This window comes from Shewanella sp. M-Br, assembly GCF_036245925.1.
In the GTDB taxonomy this organism is placed as follows: Bacteria; Pseudomonadota; Gammaproteobacteria; order Enterobacterales; family Shewanellaceae; genus Shewanella; species Shewanella oncorhynchi.
The window spans coordinates 150,486-168,169 of the sequence record NZ_BJBV01000002.1; the positions used below are offsets into that span (position 1 = coordinate 150,486).

The 17,684-nt window shown below is 43.6% G+C and carries 17 protein-coding genes; 10 read left to right on the plus strand and 7 right to left on the minus strand.

Going from position 1 to position 17,684, the window contains the following annotated elements:
• The first annotated feature begins 90 nt into the window (after positions 1-90).
• From sucC to AAA952_RS02630, 4 genes are all read left to right on the plus strand, one after another.
• Complete coding sequence (sucC, locus tag AAA952_RS02615; RefSeq protein ID WP_006081976.1) at positions 91-1,257, plus strand: ADP-forming succinate--CoA ligase subunit beta; 1,167 nt, start codon at positions 91-93, stop codon at positions 1,255-1,257.
• On the plus strand, positions 1,257-2,129 hold the full coding sequence (gene sucD / locus AAA952_RS02620; protein ID WP_028759703.1) for a succinate--CoA ligase subunit alpha: 873 nt from the start codon (positions 1,257-1,259) through the stop codon (positions 2,127-2,129). Before sucC ends, sucD begins: the two co-directional genes overlap by 1 nt.
• 400 nt (positions 2,130-2,529) lie before the next feature.
• Positions 2,530-2,937, plus strand: a complete 408-nt coding sequence (gene rnk, locus AAA952_RS02625) for a nucleoside diphosphate kinase regulator (RefSeq protein WP_028759704.1) — start codon at positions 2,530-2,532, stop codon at positions 2,935-2,937.
• 95 nt (positions 2,938-3,032) lie between these two features.
• Positions 3,033-3,530: a GNAT family N-acetyltransferase gene (locus AAA952_RS02630; RefSeq protein ID WP_198572330.1), complete on the plus strand. Its 498-nt coding sequence runs from the start codon at positions 3,033-3,035 to the stop codon at positions 3,528-3,530.
• Positions 3,531-3,613: 83 nt separating this feature from the next.
• On the opposite strand, the gene fur is transcribed toward AAA952_RS02630, so the two are convergent.
• A complete protein-coding gene (fur, locus tag AAA952_RS02635; protein WP_028759706.1) occupies positions 3,614-4,045 on the minus strand; it encodes a ferric iron uptake transcriptional regulator in 432 nt (143 codons plus the stop codon).
• 257 nt (positions 4,046-4,302) lie between these two features.
• Between fur and cobB the strand changes: the two genes are divergently transcribed.
• The 4 genes from cobB (at position 4,303) to corA (ending at position 7,244) form a co-directional block, all read left to right on the plus strand.
• On the plus strand, positions 4,303-5,034 hold the full coding sequence (gene cobB, locus AAA952_RS02640) for a Sir2 family NAD+-dependent deacetylase (protein WP_338254145.1): 732 nt from the start codon (positions 4,303-4,305) through the stop codon (positions 5,032-5,034).
• A complete protein-coding gene (locus AAA952_RS02645) occupies positions 5,031-5,480 on the plus strand; it encodes an ATP-binding protein (protein ID WP_263177227.1) in 450 nt (149 codons plus the stop codon). The genes cobB and AAA952_RS02645 overlap by 4 nt, the downstream gene beginning before the upstream one ends.
• Before the next feature lie 317 nt (positions 5,481-5,797).
• A complete protein-coding gene (locus AAA952_RS02650) occupies positions 5,798-6,169 on the plus strand; it encodes a hypothetical protein (protein WP_028759709.1) in 372 nt (123 codons plus the stop codon).
• A gap of 127 nt (positions 6,170-6,296) precedes the next feature.
• Positions 6,297-7,244 (plus strand): magnesium/cobalt transporter CorA, encoded by a 948-nt coding sequence (gene corA / locus AAA952_RS02655; protein ID WP_028759710.1) that lies wholly within the window; start codon positions 6,297-6,299, stop codon positions 7,242-7,244.
• Between the two features lie 190 nt (positions 7,245-7,434).
• Here the strand turns inward: corA and AAA952_RS02660 are convergent, their stop codons facing one another.
• Positions 7,435-8,697 (minus strand): HD-GYP domain-containing protein, encoded by a 1,263-nt coding sequence (locus AAA952_RS02660; protein WP_338254151.1) that lies wholly within the window; start codon positions 8,695-8,697, stop codon positions 7,435-7,437.
• Between the two features lie 118 nt (positions 8,698-8,815).
• Here AAA952_RS02660 and AAA952_RS02665 point away from each other — a divergent pair, with 118 nt between their 5' ends.
• Positions 8,816-9,511: a 2OG-Fe(II) oxygenase gene (locus AAA952_RS02665; RefSeq protein WP_131523317.1), complete on the plus strand. Its 696-nt coding sequence runs from the start codon at positions 8,816-8,818 to the stop codon at positions 9,509-9,511.
• Between the two features lie 15 nt (positions 9,512-9,526).
• On the opposite strand, the gene AAA952_RS02670 is transcribed toward AAA952_RS02665, so the two are convergent.
• The 4 genes from AAA952_RS02670 to AAA952_RS02685 all read right to left on the minus strand — a co-directional run bounded on the left by AAA952_RS02670 (position 9,527) and on the right by AAA952_RS02685 (position 13,577).
• Positions 9,527-10,876: an ATP-binding protein gene (locus AAA952_RS02670; RefSeq protein WP_028759713.1), complete on the minus strand. Its 1,350-nt coding sequence runs from the start codon at positions 10,874-10,876 to the stop codon at positions 9,527-9,529.
• Positions 10,867-11,541: a response regulator gene (locus AAA952_RS02675; RefSeq protein ID WP_028759714.1), complete on the minus strand. Its 675-nt coding sequence runs from the start codon at positions 11,539-11,541 to the stop codon at positions 10,867-10,869. Before AAA952_RS02675 ends, AAA952_RS02670 begins: the two co-directional genes overlap by 10 nt.
• Positions 11,542-11,723: 182 nt before the next feature.
• Positions 11,724-12,083: a hypothetical protein gene (locus tag AAA952_RS02680; RefSeq protein ID WP_028759715.1), complete on the minus strand. Its 360-nt coding sequence runs from the start codon at positions 12,081-12,083 to the stop codon at positions 11,724-11,726.
• 171 nt (positions 12,084-12,254) lie between these two features.
• On the minus strand, positions 12,255-13,577 hold the full coding sequence (locus AAA952_RS02685; RefSeq protein ID WP_338254157.1) for a dicarboxylate/amino acid:cation symporter: 1,323 nt from the start codon (positions 13,575-13,577) through the stop codon (positions 12,255-12,257).
• 222 nt (positions 13,578-13,799) lie between these two features.
• On the opposite strand from AAA952_RS02685, the gene AAA952_RS02690 reads away from it, so the two are divergent.
• A complete protein-coding gene (locus AAA952_RS02690) occupies positions 13,800-16,241 on the plus strand; it encodes a hypothetical protein (protein WP_338254158.1) in 2,442 nt (813 codons plus the stop codon).
• Between the two features lie 103 nt (positions 16,242-16,344).
• Here the strand turns inward: AAA952_RS02690 and astB are convergent, their stop codons facing one another.
• A complete protein-coding gene (astB, locus tag AAA952_RS02695) occupies positions 16,345-17,679 on the minus strand; it encodes an N-succinylarginine dihydrolase (protein WP_338254160.1) in 1,335 nt (444 codons plus the stop codon).
• Between the last annotated feature and the right edge of the window lie 5 nt (positions 17,680-17,684).

Sequence of the window (17,684 nt, forward strand, 5' to 3'; positions counted from 1 at the left end):
GATTGCGCTTAAAGAAATAGCCAGACATACCCTCGTGACTGGCCCAAACGGGCCAGTTGGATTTGATTAGAAGTATACGGATAGATCATCATGAATTTGCATGAGTATCAGGCAAAATCCTTATTTGCCGAATATGGTTTACCAGTGTCAGAAGGTTTTGCATGTGATACAGCCCAAGAAGCTGTAGAAGCGGCAGGCCATATTGGCGGAAATTTATGGGTTGTTAAGTGTCAAGTACACGCAGGCGGCCGCGGTAAAGCAGGTGGCGTTAAAGTCACTGGCGATAAAGAAGAAATCAGAGCCTTTGCCGAACACTGGTTAGGCAAAAATCTGGTGACTTATCAAACTGATGAGAAAGGCCAGCCGGTTGCTAAAATTTTAGTAGAAAGCTGTACCGACATCGCTAACGAACTGTACTTAGGTGCCGTTGTTGACCGCGCGACTCGTCGCGTTGTGTTCATGGCGTCGACTGAAGGTGGTGTTGAAATTGAGAAAGTGGCAGAAGAAACGCCAGAACTCATCCACACTGCAATCATAGATCCTTTGACTGGCCCACAAGGTTATCAAGCACGTGATCTTGGCTTCAAGTTAGGTTTAAACCCAACTCAAATGAAGCAGTTCACTAAGATTTTCATGGGTCTGGCGACTATGTTCGTTGATCATGATTTCGCATTGCTTGAAATCAACCCACTGGTTATTACCACTGAAGGCAACCTACACTGTCTAGACGGTAAAATCGGTATCGACGGTAACGCACTTTACCGTCAACCAAAAATCAAAGGCATGCACGATCCATCACAGGATGATGCCCGCGAAGCTCACGCTGCTAAGTTCGAGCTGAACTATGTTGCATTAGACGGTAACGTTGGCTGTATGGTGAACGGTGCTGGTCTTGCGATGGGTACTATGGATATCGTTAACTTGCACGGTGGCAAGCCAGCGAACTTCTTAGACGTAGGCGGCGGCGCGACGAAAGAACGTGTAGCAGAAGCATTCAAAATCATTCTGTCTGACAGCAATGTGAAAGCGGTTCTGGTTAACATTTTCGGCGGTATCGTACGTTGTGACATGATCGCAGAAGGTATTATCGGCGCTGTTAAAGAAGTGGGCGTTAAAGTACCTGTTGTGGTTCGTTTAGAAGGTACTAACGCTGAACTTGGCCGTGAAGTATTAGCTAAATCAGGTCTAGATATCATTGCAGCTACCAGTCTAACTGACGCGGCTGAGCAAGTAGTTAAAGCTGCGGAGGGCAAATAATGTCTGTCTTAATCAATAAAGATACCAAGGTAATTTGCCAAGGTTTCACTGGCGGTCAAGGTACATTCCACTCACAACAAGCTATCGATTACGGTACGCAAATGGTGGGCGGTGTGTCTCCTGGTAAAGGTGGTCAAACTCACTTAGGTCTGCCAGTGTTCAACACTGTGAAAGACGCTGTGGCTGCGACTGGTGCGACTGCTTCTGTGATCTATGTTCCGGCTCCGTTCTGTAAGGATGCCATTCTTGAAGCTATCGACGGTGGAATCGAGCTTATCGTTTGTATCACTGAAGGCATTCCTACACTGGACATGCTGCAAGTTAAAGTGAAGCTTGAAGAAACTGGCGTTCGCATGATCGGCCCTAACTGCCCAGGTGTTATCACCCCAGGTGAATGTAAGATCGGCATTATGCCAGGTCACATCCACTTAAAAGGCAAAGTGGGCATCGTTTCTCGTTCAGGTACTCTGACTTATGAAGCGGTTAAGCAAACAACGGATGAAGGTTTCGGCCAATCTACTTGCGTAGGTATTGGTGGTGACCCAATTCCAGGTACTAGCTTCATTGATGTACTGGAAATGTTCCAAAACGATCCACAGACTGAAGCGATCGTTATGATCGGTGAAATCGGTGGTAACGCTGAGGAAGATGCGGCGGCTTTCATTAAAGCACACGTGACTAAGCCTGTTGTGTCTTATATTGCGGGTGTCACTGCACCTGCAGGTAAGCGTATGGGCCATGCTGGCGCGATTATCGCTGGCGGTAAAGGTACTGCAGAAGACAAATTTGCTGCATTAGAAGCAGCGGGCGTGACAACTGTCCGCTCGCTTGCTGATATCGGCAAAGCGCTGCGTATTCGTACAGGTTGGTAAGCTAACCTTTCGAATATAAAAGGCGCCTAAGGCGCCTTTTTTATTGGCTGTAGTTTCGGCAGCGAATCGCAGTAAATGACAGGAATGGGATTGAGCTAACACCATGAAGACTAGATATTTTTGCTTCTACGGGTTAGATTGATGCTTCTCTACTACGCGCTCGTTTGTGTCATTGGCGAGGATAATGTGAGTAGAGCCATTAACCATGAGCTAAGTGCTTATGGCTTCAGTGCTGTTCTGCAAAAAAATCTTGAACTCAAATTTATTTAACACGGTTGCAGTCTATCGTTGCGAGCGTATTTGTTTTATGGGGCTTACCGCATTGGGGGAGGGTAAGCAACAGAGTCGATGTTAGCCACAGTAACGGCTTAAACATCACATTTTTTACGAGGGAAAAACTGTGAAAACACCTAAAATCATTATTTCGGAAATCGACTTAGAAAGACTAGAGCGATTATTGGAGTCACTGCCGGCAAATGCGTTTCCGGGCAAAGCGGCATTGGAGGCTGAATTAGACAGAGCCGATATTGTGCCTGCATCACAGGTGCCCGCGAATGTGGTGACCATGAATTCAGAAGTGAAGTTTAGCGTTTCATCCAGTAATGAGACTTTCTGTTTACGTTTAGTGTATCCAAAAGACGTGAACGGCGCGGGCACGATTTCTATTTTGGCGCCGGTGGGCAGCGCATTATTAGGGCTCTCTCAAGGTGATGAAATTGAATGGCCAGGTCCGGGTGGTTCTATGGTAAAAGTGCGTATTGAGGAAATCCTGTATCAACCTGAACGCAGTGGTGATTTCCACCGTTAAGCTTGAGGTATTGGCGTAGTGTCGTTGACGTTACGCCAGTGCACTTTAAGCGAACCATTGGTTGATTTTTAAGTGCCATTTTTGAAGGAGCAAAGATGATAACCCAAACTGAACGGTTAATTATTCGACCATTTACTGAGCAAGATTGTGAAGCGCTTTATTTGATGAACAGTAATCCCGCGATGCTGAAATACATTCCCACCGCGGCATTTACAGCTCGCGAGCAGGCGGTTGAGTTGTTTCACAAAGTGATCCAAGTCGATTATCTGCAACATGGTTTTGGTCGTTGGGCGGTAGAGCATAAAGCTGATAAGCGGGTGATTGGTTTTTGTGGTCCGAAATTTATTCCAGAATTCAGCGAAGTCGAACTGGGTTATCGTTATTTCCCTGAGTATTGGGGAACAGGAATTGGTACTGAGGCCGCATTTGCTGCATTAGCCGAATTTAAACGTTTTGGTATTGATCAGACGATTGCACTTATCTTAGCAGGGAATCTCGGTTCTGAAGGCGTGGCTAAGCGTGTGGGCATGCATTGGCGTGAGCAAAATGAGTTTATGGGCCATAAAGTGAATATCTACGCCAAGGTGTTATAGCGGTTTGCCCGTAAACATCATCCAATAAAAAACCAGCCTTAGGCTGGTTTTTTGCTTAATTCTTTATAAACACAATGGCCGACTTAGGCGTCGTTATGCTCACAGGTATCGTTGGTGCAAGTGCCGTACAAATATAAGCTGTGATTAGTCAGCTTAATATTGTGTTTCATGGCAATTTCATCTTGACGACGTTCGATGACTTCATCTGAAAACTCAATCACTTTGCCACACGAGAGGCAAACTAAGTGATCATGATGATGCTGAGTCGATAGTTCGAAAACGGCTTTACCGCTCTCAAAATGATGGCGACTGACAATACCTGCATCATCAAATTGGTTTAACACACGGTAGACGGTGGCTAGACCAATTTCTTCACCGATATCGAGCAGCTTCTTGTACAAATCTTCTGCACTGATATGTTGGTTTTCAGGTCCTTGCATCAGTTCTAGGATCTTGACTCGTGGCAGGGTAATTTTCAAACCCGCTTTTTTTAGCGCTTGATTTCCATCTGTCATTGCTAATCTCTTGATTGCAGAACCAATAGGTTCATCCGTGGATAGTGTTTGCCATTATAGGTGCTCAGGTTGAAAACTTAAACCTTTGTTCTGGCTTTCTAGGGCGATATGCAGATAAATTGTGTCAATAGGCGTTAAATCACAATATTTTGCGGCAATTCAAGCATAGTTTTTGTATGGTTATACCAAGGAATAATATTCACGGCTGCCAAAGTCAGTGAGAATAATTCAAATAAATAAAATAATAAGGAATCGGCATGTACCAGCAAATTGTGGTGTTAACCGGCGCAGGGATCTCAGCTGAGTCGGGTTTACGCACCTTTCGCGATCAAGATGGTCTGTGGGAAGAGCATCATATTGAAGACGTTGCTACACCAGAAGGGTATGAACGTGATGCTGAATTGGTAGAGCGATTTTACAATAGTCGTTGGTTGCAACTGCACAGTGGCACGGTTGAACCCAATACAGCGCATGTGGCCTTGGCAAAGTTGGAAGCGGAGTTTAAAGGTCAATTACTTATCATCACACAAAATATTGATGATCTGCATGAGCGTGCGGGCTCGCGCCGTCTATTGCATATGCACGGTGAATTATCCAAAGGCCGTTGTCCGCGCTCACGTCAGACCTTTATTTTACGTGAGCCCTTTGGTATCGATAATTGCTGTACTTGTTGTATTCCGGCTCAGCGTTTACGCCCCCATGTGGTGTGGTTTGGTGAAATGCCCTTAGGGATGGATCGAATTCACGATGCGCTCGATAACTGTGACTTGTTTATCGCCATTGGCACCTCTGGCACTGTGTATCCTGCCGCGGGCTTTGTGGATACAGCTAACCATCATGGGGCTCAAACAGTCGAAGTGAATATGATGGCACCCGATAGACACAGTCAGTTTCAATATCACCTCACAGGAAAAGCGGGGGAGTTAGTGCCTCAGTTGGTTGATACCATTTTAGCGGGTCGAGTGATTGGCAGTGAGTCGAACACATGAGCGAAAAAGTTGCGATTATAATGCGTGGCTTACCGGGCAGTGGTAAGTCACACTGGGTTGAAACTTACATTCTTTCCCTTCCTTTAGAAAAAGCCATTGGCGTGCGGCAACGTGGCGTATTTTCGACTGATAGTTTTTTCTACCATGAAGATGAATACCGTTTCGATGCCAAGAAATTACCTGAGTTTCATCAATGTAATTTGACGGGGTTTATTCAGGCACTTTCTTCAAGCGAGCCTGTGGTGATTTGTGATAATACCAATCTGTGCCACTGGGAATACATGGCCTATGAAGCGGCGGCAAAAGCCTTAGGTTATCAAGTTAGAATTGTGCTTGTGGGTGAACCAAACAGTCTGGCTCATCAGCAGGAATGCGCCAAACGTAATCGCCACGGCGTTCCTTTGGCACAAATTCAGCGGATGGCGAAGGGATTTGAAGATTTTTAATGTCAGGTACTTACTTATGTTGAGTATTGTGATCTGTAGCTATCAATTTTAGGCATGGGTCCCGCAGTGTTTTCGCCCTGTCATAAGTCTGTTGTACTCTGTTTAACGTTCTGCTTTGTCTATGTGCATGTGTGTGGCTCTTACATTCGCCTTATCTATTTGACTGTGTACTTTAAGCTTGATCCCAAAGACAGTTTATCCACATAAGTCTGCGTATAATGCGCTAACTTGTGTGGCATTGAAGGGCTAATGCAAGATTGCTGCTGACTTGATCGAGACCATTAAGCACAAGCGGACGTTTATCAGAGGAAAGAGCCATGCTCATTAAAATTTTACTAACAGTCTTAGTTATTGCTGGCGCTTGGTTTTTGCTGGTGAAACGCAAGCGTCAGATTGAACCTCAGGCTGTTAATCTCAGTTCAAAGCGTTTTAGTGAACCGCTGTGGCGTCGATACCTGTTGACGGGTGTGTTTGTAGTGATTGGATTTAGCCTGCTGAGTTACAGTGTTTGGTATTGGCGCGATCAGCATAGAATTGTCACTGTGAGAATTGTGTCACCGAATGCCGACAATAACGGCGAGTATCGTGTGCGAAAAGGGGATATCTCAGACTCGAAAATGGTCACTATCGATGGCATCCATATTCGCTTTTCGACCCAAGAACGGTTGGCAATTATCGAAACCGATTAAGGCATATTTATTTTACTAAATTACCTTGCACGCCTTTTCATTGCCAACTTATGCGGTAAACTAGCGACAATTTTTTAGCCTGCACTTAAGTGGAATCGTTAACTTAAGTTTTTTTTCAGGAGGACAAATGATTACTGCTTATGTCTATGATAATCGTCACCTTACTGTGACAGAGCTCGGCATACTGGACAGTATTCCCGCGTCGACCATTTGGTTAGATCTGTATAAACCCGATGATGAGGAGCGAGAGTGGTTAAGTCATTTTTCCGTTGAAGAAGTGCCTGACGAAGAAGATATCAATGAAATTGAGGCCTCTGCACGTTTTTATCAAAACAGTGACGGCTTGCATATTAATTCGTTATTCCCACAGCGTGTCGGCCAAGATGTGCGCGGCGTTAACGTGTCCTTCAACCTTCGTAGCAATTTTTTACTGACAATTCGTGAAGAAGACGTAGGTCTTATCCGTTTGCTGCGTAACTATTTGCGTTTAGGGCGGTTAGAAGTATCGACACCGCAGGAATTGTTTCTCGAATTATTTAATCTGAAAGTGGATTATTTATCTGACTTAATTGAAGACGTTTACACTGTACTTGAAAATGTCGGTGAGCAAGTATTTGATAACGATGAACTTGACGATGTATTTAAACTCATCACTCTGCAAGAAGACTCTAATGGTAAAATCCGATTAAGTTTGCTCGATACTCAGCGCTCACTGCGTTATATGCAGCGTTATTATCGTGGCCAGTTATCCGATGAACATTTAAAGGACTTGCGGGAAATGTTGTCGGATATCGAGTCGCTGATGCCCCACAGTCAGTTTATTTTCGATAAGTTAAACTTTCTGCTCGATGCGGCCATGGGTTTCAGTGGTCTGCAGCAGAACAAAATCATTAAAATCTTCTCGGTTGCCGCTGTGGTGTTTCTACCACCGACCTTGATTGCCAGTAGTTATGGGATGAACTTTACCAGCATGCCTGAGCTTGAGTGGCAATACGGTTACCCTATGGCGATTGTGATGATGTTAGCCAGTGCCGCAGGTACTTACTTCTTCTTTAAACGTAAGCATTGGTTATAAGTCTGGCGCTAGCTGTGTTGGTTTTCTCGAATTTAAAATAAGGGTCGAATGCAATATTCGACCCTTATTTTTATCACTGCCATTTAACTACGTTCATTCAATGACTTTTATTCAATGAGTGAGACTCGATGACTTTGCTTAAATGAGTGAAGCTCGTTAGGCATAATCGTTAAGCCAGTTTCTTAATCAATTACTTACGACTATCGCCGGCAAAGTAGTAACTCACTCGCTCGCGCGGATTCAAATACTCGTGGACTTTTTCAGGAAGCGCCGCAGGTGGTAAGCAGCGCACTATGCTGATCCCTTCAATCTCTAAATCAACGATAGGTGCTTGGTCTTTAGGAACTAACGCATCGTAAACCAATATCTTAGGGCATAGCAGTTTAGTTAAGTTAACCGACATCACCATGGCATATTGACCGCTGGATAATTCCACCACACTGCCGGGGGGATAAATGCCCAGCATCTTGATCATCTTGCCAATATACTCTTGATTTAGCTTAGTTTTGTATTGCTTATACAAATGCCCCAGTGCGGCGTAGGGCATTCTGGCTTTGCCCTGTTGGCTTGGGTAACACAAGGAGTCATATTCGTTCACTACCGCAATCAGTTGCGATACCTTATCGAGAGCCTCTTCCTTTAGGCCTTTGGGATAACCACTGCCATCGAGAAACTCGTGGTGATTGGTGATTGCAGGTAAGGCTGCTTGGGGAAAATTATCGGCTAATTTGAGCAGTTCAATCCCAAGTAATGGATGCTGTTTGATAAAATTAAGCTCTGGTGCTGACCAAGGTGCCGATTTTTTTAGAATTTGTGGTGGGATTTTTAATTTACCCACGTCGTGGAAAAGGGCACTGAGACCGACCGTTTCGATTTCACTTCTATCCCATTCCATTTCTTTGGCGATCAGCATAGAGAGGATCGCAACATTCAAGGAGTGGTAGTAAATGCTTTCATCCTGCTTAGCATCACTCATCAAATGCAGCACTAAGTTATCTGAGTTGAGCAGCTGTTCGACTATGGTGTGGACCAAATCTTTAGCGTCATCGACCGCATTTAAGGGGCGATTACGTAGCTTAGAGATGAGGCTGCGCATCATGGCTACTGAGCGGGTAAAATTTTGCTCAGTTTTATTAATGTCACGGCGTAATTTTTTTTGTACTTCGATTTGCTCAGCCTTGTATTGATCCATGTCGTTTTTAAGCACATTGATTTCAGCACTTGGCGGCAATTTGATAGGGTTGACCGCATCAGCATGTATCGGGGCGACGTCGCTGCGTTCTAAATCGACGATGACATGTTCGATGCCCAGATTTTTAATCAACTCGATTTGCGCAGCTTGTTTAATATGAAAGCTACTGAATAAAAAGGGATGATCTTTCCAAGCCACGGGCAAACGCACAAAGTTGCCGACTTGAAGTTGATGGACTGAAACTTTACAGCTTTTTTTCATATTCTTGTTATCGTGAAGCGTAATGTGGGTTATTTTATCTCAATGATGCTGCTTTACAATTACTTAACTAACATGTCAGCATAGTAAGCCTAGAAAGTAGCCACTCCATTGAGGAAGTATGGACTTTATTGAAGTATACCCTAATGCGTTGCCGAATGACTTGTGTGACCGTCTCATTCTGGCATTTGAGCAACATGCTGGCGTTGTTGATGGACACACGGGCAATGGCGTCGATCTGGAGAAGAAGATCAGCCGCGATTTGACCTTAGATAGTTTCGTCGACCTGCAGCCCATTAGAAACGAACTCTTAGGTTATACCTTAAAGGGCGCGGTAGATTATTTTACAAAATATTCAATGGCATTAATGGGTGCGGTTGCTGTGTCAGTGAGTGATGAGCAGGGCCAACCTGTAACGCTAACTCCGACTAATTTTGCGACGCTGGGTGCGCCTAGGGCCGATGGCTTAGTGAAGTATTTGTATCGCAGTGGCAGTATTAATATTCAAAAGTATCAGCAAAATAAAGGCGGTTATCCCCATTGGCATTCGGAGCAATTCCCGCAGAATGGCCACAATGAAGCTCTGCATCGCGTCGTGCTCTATATGTTTTATTTAAATGATGTGGAAGAGGGCGGCGAAACCGAATTTTATTATCAACAGCGTAAAATCTCCCCCAAAAAAGGCACTATGGTGATCGCGCCTGCGGGATTTACTCATTCACATCGGGGAAATAAACCTGTGAGTGGTGACAAATATATTGCCACTTCTTGGATCATGTTTAATCGAGCCGAACAGTTATATGCGGTGATTGCCTGATAGTATCCCAGTTTCTTACACTGGGATACGGATCCTAAAGAGCGCCCCTTCTAAGCGACTTTCTTCAATTTTTAAGCTGCCACCGTAGCTGTGAACGATTTCATCACAGACAGCTAATCCGATCCCTTGCCCTGGGGACTGAGTATCGGCACGCACGCCACGTTGGATAATCTTTTGTCTTAAGCTTTCTTCAACACCAGGGCCATCATCTTCGACAATAAGTTCAAACTCACCTTGTGAGTTAATTTTAGCCGATACATGCACTTGGCTGATACACAGGCGGAAAGCATTTTCCATAAGGTTGCCACACAGCTCCATTAAGTCACCCTTGTTGCCGGGGAACATCAAGGAAGGGGAGATGTTGGCCGAGAACTGTACTTGTTTTTCTCGATAAATTTTAAACAACATTTGTGCTAATTGATCGACTAAGGGCGCAATAACAGTTTGTTCTTGCTTCAGGCCTTGGCGACCCAACATAGCCCGTTTTAATTGGTATTTGACCAGCTGATCCATCTGGCTGACTTGTTCCATGATCTTTTCGCTTGCCGATTGTTTACTCAAACTGGCGTCATCTGTAATGGCATGCACGGCGGCTAAGCGGGTTTTAAGACTGTGTGCCAAGTCATTCATCGCATTTTGATAGCGCTGTTGTTGGGCACTCGATTGTTGCAACATCTGGTTGAGTGCTTGCGTTACGCCTTCAAGTTCAACAGGATAGCCCTCAGAAAGTGATTTACTCTTCCCTTGGTTAATTGATTGCAGTTCATTTTGCATCCGTACCAAGGGACGCATGCCCCAATAGGCGGCGCTGACCAATAGAATTAAGGCTAAGGCCAATACCATGGCTAAACGAATATAAGTACGTTTACTGAACTTACTGTATTCTTGCTCCAGTTTGGCGGCATCTTTCATGACAAGGAGGTTGTAATGCACACTGGCAATTTCTACCGCGAGCAAATAGACGAAATATCCTCTGTCGTCAGCCATGGTGAGGTAGTAGGGCGGGGAGTCGTTACGGATTTCGTTAAAACGCTCACAGGTATCAAATAAGCCACGATCTACTGCGAGGGATGAGGTCCAAACCTGCTTAAATTTGTCATCGCAGCTCGCTATTACATAACGCTCTTGTTTATTATTTTCTTCCAGCCAAGCACTGGTATCGGGGATAAGATCGTGCTCCCGTAATTCGGCGGCGACTTGGGGAATTTCGGCAATGAGTTGGGCAGTTTCTTCGTTATAACTATTTTGCGCATGCAGAATATTAACCATCCATGCGAGACCAAAACCCACTAAGGTAATAATTGATAGTGAGGTGAGAAACATCCGTGTCAGCAGACGTTTCTTGAATTTTAATCTTAATTGCATGGTAGGTTAAATTTATATCCTTGGCCGCGGATGGTCACTATGGGGTTATCGATACCATCTCGGGTCAGTTTTTTACGCAGGCGGCTGACCATGACTTCAATCGTATTGGGATCGCCTTCCTTATCACCATAAATCACATCGAGTAAACGTTGCTTGGCGACAACCTCATGACAATGGCGCATCAAATATTCGAGGATTAAATATTCAAAGGCAGTGACCTCCATGACTTCGTCACCCAGAGTGACTTGTTTGGCGGCGAGATCGAGTTTCAATTCTCCACTGCAAATCACGGGTTTAACAAAACCTGCGCTACGGCGCACTAAGGCATCAAGCCTTGCGACAAGCTCTTCTTTTTGAAAGGGTTTCACTAAATAGTCATCGGCTCCGGCGTTTAGGCCTTCAACTTTATCCTGCCAATTAACTCGTGCCGTGAGAATTAATATTGGTGCTTTAAGACCCGCTTCACGGAGTTGTTGAATTAAGCTAATACCATCTTGATCGGGTAGCCCTAAATCGACAATGGCGACATCGATGGGATAATTAGTGGCTTGATAAAAACCTTCTTTGGCAGTCAGTGCCACTTGAACTTGATTGCCGAGATCGCTTAATTGCACTTTTAAGTGGTGGGATAAAATAGGATCGTCTTCAACAACCAAAATTCTCATAATATAATGCCTTAAAGTGTATGAGCTAAGCTTTAGCAAACTAGTCTACGCAAAATCACACTGATAACCAAATAGAGGAACAGCATATCTTAGTTGAACTTAACCTTTGCTGACCGAGTTGAACTTGTGGTCAAAATAAGTACTAATTTATTGTTGAATAAGAAGGTTTTGCCGTTAAAGTGTTAGCGTATTGGGGAATTTCCCCAAGGCGATTTTTGTTTTCTGATCCGCAAAATGCCGTTGCCACACATAATCGCGCCTAAGGTAAATAACATCACCGCCATCATGATAAAAGATAATCTCAACCAAGGCATTTCTTGCGCTAATCGCAGATGTACCGCTTCAATGGTTGTGACGCCCCAGACGGCAAAGACACTTATAAATAATAAAATTTGTAATAAACGGAGTAAGTAAACTGAGTTAAAAAATAAGACTAAAGGCGCAAGTGCAAAAGGAATGGCAAAGTTAATTTGTTCGTAACGTACGAAGTGGGCACTCAATAGCCAGCATGCAATCAGGATCCAAAGACTTCTCCACCACATTTATAACCCTCCCATTAAACGTATTAAAATAGTAAACATAATGTATCTAAAAACAAACTTCCGTACTATTGGTGCGTTCACATTTTGCTAACAATAGACATGTTAACTGTATTGCGTTCAAACAAAAACGCCCAACACTGAAGCCGGGCGTCATTTTGGTCTTCCTGAGGTTTAGTTGGATTTATCTAAATGATGAACTTGCTCATCAAAACTTCTAGCAACCTTACCCGCTTGAGTGTTGTTAAACACTTGCTCGTTAAATTCGCCCTCTGATTTAGCAATAATTACAGTTGCTACGCAATCACCTGTGACGTTTACAGCAGTGCGTACCATGTCGAGTAAGCGATCGACACCGATAATCAGGGCAATCCCTTCCACTGGCAAGCCAACTTGATTTAACACCATGGCCAGCATGATAAGTCCGACACCTGGAACACCCGCTGTACCAATTGAGGCTAACGTGGCAGTCACAACAACAACGGCATAATCGGTTAGTGAGAGCTCAATGCCAAAAACCTGCGCAATAAACACAGTGGCAACGCCTTGCATGATTGCTGTGCCATCCATGTTAATCGTAGCGCCTAACGGTAGCGTAAAAGCGGCGATTTTATTATCGACACCTAATCTATGTTCAGACGCTTCTATGGTAATGGGTAAAGTGGCATTTGAACTGGCGGTTGAAAAAGCAAACAACTGCACATCACGCATTTTACGAATAAATATTAAGGGATTGAGGCCTGAGAAAAGTTTTAGAAGTGTAGGGTAAACAACAAACGCATGGATCAGTAATACACCTAAGACCACGAAGAAATATTGAACCACACTACCAAAGGTCTCTAAACCGAGTGTTAATGCAAGTTTTGCCATCAGCGCAAACACACCATAGGGCGCGAGTTGCATTATCAGTGTCACTACACGCATGATGACTTCATTTAAATCTTCAAACAACGCCGCAATACGTTTGCCGCGCTCACCAATATGGGCAATAGCAAAGCCAAAAATCACTGCAAAAATAATAATTTGCAGCATATTACCTTCGCTCAATGCCTGCATTGGATTGGTGGGCACTATGTTTATCAGCACATCAGCAAGACTTGGGGCTTCTTTTGCGACGTACTCCATTTTTTCTGACGCCAGTGAGGCGTTTCCAGGATGTATAAGGACTGCGCTGACAATCGCAATCACTAAGGCAATGGCGGTTGTGAATAAATAGAAGGCGAGGGTTTTCCCCCCTAAGCGGCCTAATTTTGAAGGTTCACTCAGTGAGCAAGTTCCGCAAACTAATGAAATAAAGACTAAAGGAACGACTAACATTTTTAAGCTGGAGATGAAGATAGTACCGATAACATGCAAGAAACCTTCGGTAATATAATCTTTTACTATATCGCTTTCTGGAAAGGCATTGCGGAGAAAGAGGCCTAAAGCAATACCTGTTCCCATACCGATCAGAATTTTACTTGTAAGGCCGAGTTTATTTTTTATAGAAATTGCCATAGAGAGTCCTGTGTGTTTTTTATACATTCTATTTTTTGGCGCTCACAAGACTAGCAAGAAAAGCGCGAAGATGAAATGACAATTAATGTTAAAGTATTTATCAGATTTGCGAAATAAAATAAGATAGTTATGGGAAAGTTGCGTGAAAATTGTGTAATGTTAGCCTATAAGTAATAAGCGTCTCGCTTAGGTATTATCATCAGAGTAACAGGGAGCCTGACAATGAAGTCAGCGTATAAGGTTTTTCTCGCAGGATTGTGTTCGCTTTTATTATTAGCATGTGGTGGTGGAGGCAGTATCTCTGATGATGGTTCCGGTACTCCGCCGACGCCAAGTGTCATTAGTGTCACTCTGAGTATTACTAATACGGATATTTCTGCTTTAGCACCTGCCACAGTATCAGCTAAAGTTGTTGATTCGAAACTCGGTTCCTTGGCTGGTGAATTAGTTACTTTTACTCTGAGTAATTCTAATATTGGGTCTTTTGATCCTAGTACGGCAACGGCATTAACGAATACCGAAGGTGTTGCTACTATTGTTTTAAATACAGCAACTATTGCGGGTGCAGGTACTGTCACTGGCAAAGTTGATACTGGGGAGTCTGGGAAAATCGGTTTTGTGATGAAAGGTGATGGCGGTGAAGCGGGTGGCGGTGCACAAGTTAATTTAGCCTTAACTGATATTACAGGTTTACCTATTCAAACTATCACATCCTTAAATCCAGGTAAGTTAACTGCTACTATCACCGGCATTAATAAACCCACGATAGTGACCTTTGACAATGATATTGGGGACCTTCCTATCAAAACTGCTGTAACAAATAGTCAGGGAAAGGCTAGTGTTGATATTTATGCTGGTAATACGTTAGGTGCAGGAACTATCGTTGCCTCTTTAGCTAGTGGTGAAAAAGGTAATACAGTAGTGGTGGTTGGTGCTACAAATGTAGTCATGGGTAGTGGAAGTCCTTTTGTTGCTGGTAAAGCAAGTGTTAGTTCAAGTGATTTAACTGCAGGTGGCACCGCGACTATTTCTGTCGTTATCCAGGACGATCAAGGTAAGCCTTTTACCCAACCTGTGGATGTTAAGTTTTCATCGGCCTGTTCAACTAAATCATCACCAGAAGCCATAATAAGTTCACCCGTACCCTCTGTGAATGGCGTAGCTACAACGACTTACCTTGCAAAGGGCTGCGTTGGAGATGATCCTATTAATGTTACTGCTAACGCAGGTGGATTAAATCTTTCAGCTACGGGCACTATTAAAGTACTTCCTGCTAACGTGGGAAGCATTATATTTATGTCTGCGACACCGCAAAATATCGCCATTTTAGGTACAGGTGGCTCAGAATCTTCTGAAGTTAAATTTAAGGTACTTGACACAAATAGTAATCCGGTAAGTAACCAGTTAGTTAACTTTAGTTTGAACACTACGACGGGAGGCATAGTGCTTGACCCATCAAGTGCAACGACTAACAATCAAGGCATTGTTCAGACAGTTGTAAGAACAGGGACTGTTGCTACTTCGGTAAGAGTAACAGGCACTATTGCTGGCTCTTCGCCAGTTATTTCAAGTCAATCAAGTCAGCTCATCATCTCGACAGGGATACCCGATCAAGACAGTTTTTCACTTTCTGCAACAGTACTCAATGCTGAAGGTTGGAACGTTGATGGCACCAAAGTGACCGTTACTGCACGCCTAGCCGATGCATTCAATAACCCTGTTCCAGATGGCACAACAGTATCTTTTACCACTGAAGGTGGCTCTATTGAAGATGCTTGTCAGACTGTTAAAGGTACATGTAGTGTTGTTTGGACGAGTCAGTTAACTAGGCCTGAAGGGCAGTCTCTTATTGACGCAACAGGCGCATTAATTCGCAATCCTATTGCGATACTTGCGCCTAATTTAGGTAATTATTATGGCCAGAAATATGGTGGTCGAGCAACTATTACTGCAACTGCGATTGGCGAAGAATCCTTCCCAGATCTTAATGGCAATGGTCGCTTTGATTCTTCTGAAGCAACAGCATTTTTAACTCAAAAGGATGTAAGTGGTAAGCCATTTGATTTGGATGATGCTTTCAATGATTATAATGAAGATGGCATTTTTAATCCTCAGCAAGTGGGTGGACAAATTGGTGGGGAATTAGAAGAGTTAATTGATTTTAATTCTAATGGTGTTTTTGATATAAAAGATAGTAAATATAACGGTGTACTCTGCTCTGAGCCTGCACATGCTGCTTGTGCTGATGGTATTACAGATTCAAAATCACTATATGTGAGAGGCAGTTTAGTGATTGTCATGTCAGGAAGTACTGCTTATGCGACTCCGATTGCTGATGTGCTTATCGACGATAGTTACAGCATCAGCAAAGACCAACGTATTGACTTAATAGGTAAAGATGCCGCTACTGTTTATTTCACTATATCTGACTTACATAACCAACAAATGCCTGCTGGTAGTATTGTTAGATTTAAAGCAAGCGCAGGTTCTGTTGCTAGTAGTGCTCAATATATTTGGCCAAGTAGTAACTATAACGCGGGACGTGAGTTTAGTGTGACACTGAAAGGTGAAGAGCAACCTAATGCAGGTACTCTTATTGTTGAGGTTGAAACCCCTAATGGCTCAGTGACTCAGGTTCTATCTATTCCGATTAGAATCAGCTAGTTTTAAGGACCTTATCCAAATAAAAAGAGCATCTAAGGTGCTCTTTTCTATTGTAGGTCTGTCGAATTTTATAATGATGTAGTTCCAGCGTTAGGAATAATTCCTAACGCTGGAACTGATAAACGCTACCTAGTTTCATGATCTGTGTCAGTTCATCTAGAGCTGTTCGAGATTCGATGATTAGCTGAGGGTCTGCAAGATCTTGGGTGGTTAATCTGTCACGATAATGTTTGTCTACCCAAAGGTTTAAACGATTAAATAAAGCATCATTCATCAGAGTGTGTTGATTTACCGCTGCGACTTCCACTTCATTCATGGCGACACGTAAACGAAGACAAGCAGGACCGCCACCGTTTTGCATGCTTTGTTTTACGTCGAAATAAAGCACTTGCTTAATCGGCGTGTTTAACGTGAGTAATTCGTTCAAATAGGCAAATACCGCGGGATTTTCTTGGCTATCTGTTGGGGCAATAATCGCCATTTCACCGGATGGCAACGTAATAATTTGAGTATTGAATAAATAGCTTTTGACTGCGTCGTTAATTGCTACTTTCGCGGTTGGCACTTCAATGAAATACAGCTCAGTGTCGAGTTTACGTTTAATTTCATCGATCTTATTCTGGGTATTTAAGAAGGCTTGTTCGTGGTAGAACAGGACATTTTGATTACCTACTGCGATAACATCGTTATGGAATACACCTTGATCAATCACATCAGGATTCTGTTGGATGAAGACGCAATTATCGTCTTCCAGCTGATGTAAGCGTGCGACTGCCATCGACGCTTCTAAGGTTTGTCTTGCTGGATATTTTTGCGGTTTAGGTGCGTTGGGATTGGTGGCTTCTTGTCCATAAACAAACAGCTCAACACCAGCATGGCCGTATTCATTGCAGAGACGAGTGTGGTTAGCGGCACCTTCATCACCGAAGCTATTATGCTCAGGTAAGTGACTATGGTGATGAAAATAGTGGGGATCACTGAAAGTTGCTGTTAATATGCGCCCCGTTGTCAAAGGCTCGATGCTGCGATGCAGTTTATCGACTAAATTTGCTGGGGTAAAATGCAGTTTGCCGTCACGAGTATCTGCACTTGGTGAGACTGTAGCGGCATTGGCTGTCCACATACTGGAAGCACTGCAACAGGCATTAAGTAATATGGGCGCTTCTTTTGCCGCTTGTTTTAATACATTAGCATCAGAGCCAGAAAATCCAATTCGGCGCAATGTATAGAGATCTGGGCGCTCTTGAGGAGCTAATATTCCTTGAACCATGCCCATATCGGCTAGTGCTTTGGCTTTTTGGAGTCCTTGTTTTGCTGCAGCTTTGGGGTTGGAAACTAAGGCGGCATTGCTAAGTGAGGCTACATTGCCAAAAGACAACCCTGCGTAATTGTGTGTTGGTCCAACGAGTCCATCAAAATTCGCTTCAAAGTGCTTCATTGCTT

Bases quoted from the DNA above. Each gene is read 5' to 3' on its own strand.
- sucC (WP_006081976.1), top strand. From the start codon at position 91: ATGAATTTGCATGAGTATCAGGCAAAATCCTTATTTGCCGAATATGGT.
- sucD (WP_028759703.1), top strand. From the start codon at position 1,257: ATGTCTGTCTTAATCAATAAAGATACCAAGGTAATTTGCCAAGGTTTC.
- AAA952_RS02630 (WP_198572330.1), top strand. From the start codon at position 3,033: ATGATAACCCAAACTGAACGGTTAATTATTCGACCATTTACTGAGCAA.
- fur (WP_028759706.1), bottom strand. From the start codon at position 4,045: ATGACAGATGGAAATCAAGCGCTAAAAAAAGCGGGTTTGAAAATTACC.
- cobB (WP_338254145.1), top strand. From the start codon at position 4,303: ATGTACCAGCAAATTGTGGTGTTAACCGGCGCAGGGATCTCAGCTGAG.
- AAA952_RS02645 (WP_263177227.1), top strand. From the start codon at position 5,031: ATGAGCGAAAAAGTTGCGATTATAATGCGTGGCTTACCGGGCAGTGGT.
- AAA952_RS02650 (WP_028759709.1), top strand. From the start codon at position 5,798: ATGCTCATTAAAATTTTACTAACAGTCTTAGTTATTGCTGGCGCTTGG.
- corA (WP_028759710.1), top strand. From the start codon at position 6,297: ATGATTACTGCTTATGTCTATGATAATCGTCACCTTACTGTGACAGAG.
- AAA952_RS02660 (WP_338254151.1), bottom strand. From the start codon at position 8,697: ATGAAAAAAAGCTGTAAAGTTTCAGTCCATCAACTTCAAGTCGGCAAC.
- AAA952_RS02665 (WP_131523317.1), top strand. From the start codon at position 8,816: ATGGACTTTATTGAAGTATACCCTAATGCGTTGCCGAATGACTTGTGT.
- AAA952_RS02670 (WP_028759713.1), bottom strand. From the start codon at position 10,876: ATGCAATTAAGATTAAAATTCAAGAAACGTCTGCTGACACGGATGTTT.
- AAA952_RS02675 (WP_028759714.1), bottom strand. From the start codon at position 11,541: ATGAGAATTTTGGTTGTTGAAGACGATCCTATTTTATCCCACCACTTA.
- AAA952_RS02680 (WP_028759715.1), bottom strand. From the start codon at position 12,083: ATGTGGTGGAGAAGTCTTTGGATCCTGATTGCATGCTGGCTATTGAGT.
- AAA952_RS02685 (WP_338254157.1), bottom strand. From the start codon at position 13,577: ATGGCAATTTCTATAAAAAATAAACTCGGCCTTACAAGTAAAATTCTG.
- AAA952_RS02690 (WP_338254158.1), top strand. From the start codon at position 13,800: ATGAAGTCAGCGTATAAGGTTTTTCTCGCAGGATTGTGTTCGCTTTTA.
- astB (WP_338254160.1), bottom strand. From the start codon at position 17,679: ATGAAGCACTTTGAAGCGAATTTTGATGGACTCGTTGGACCAACACAC.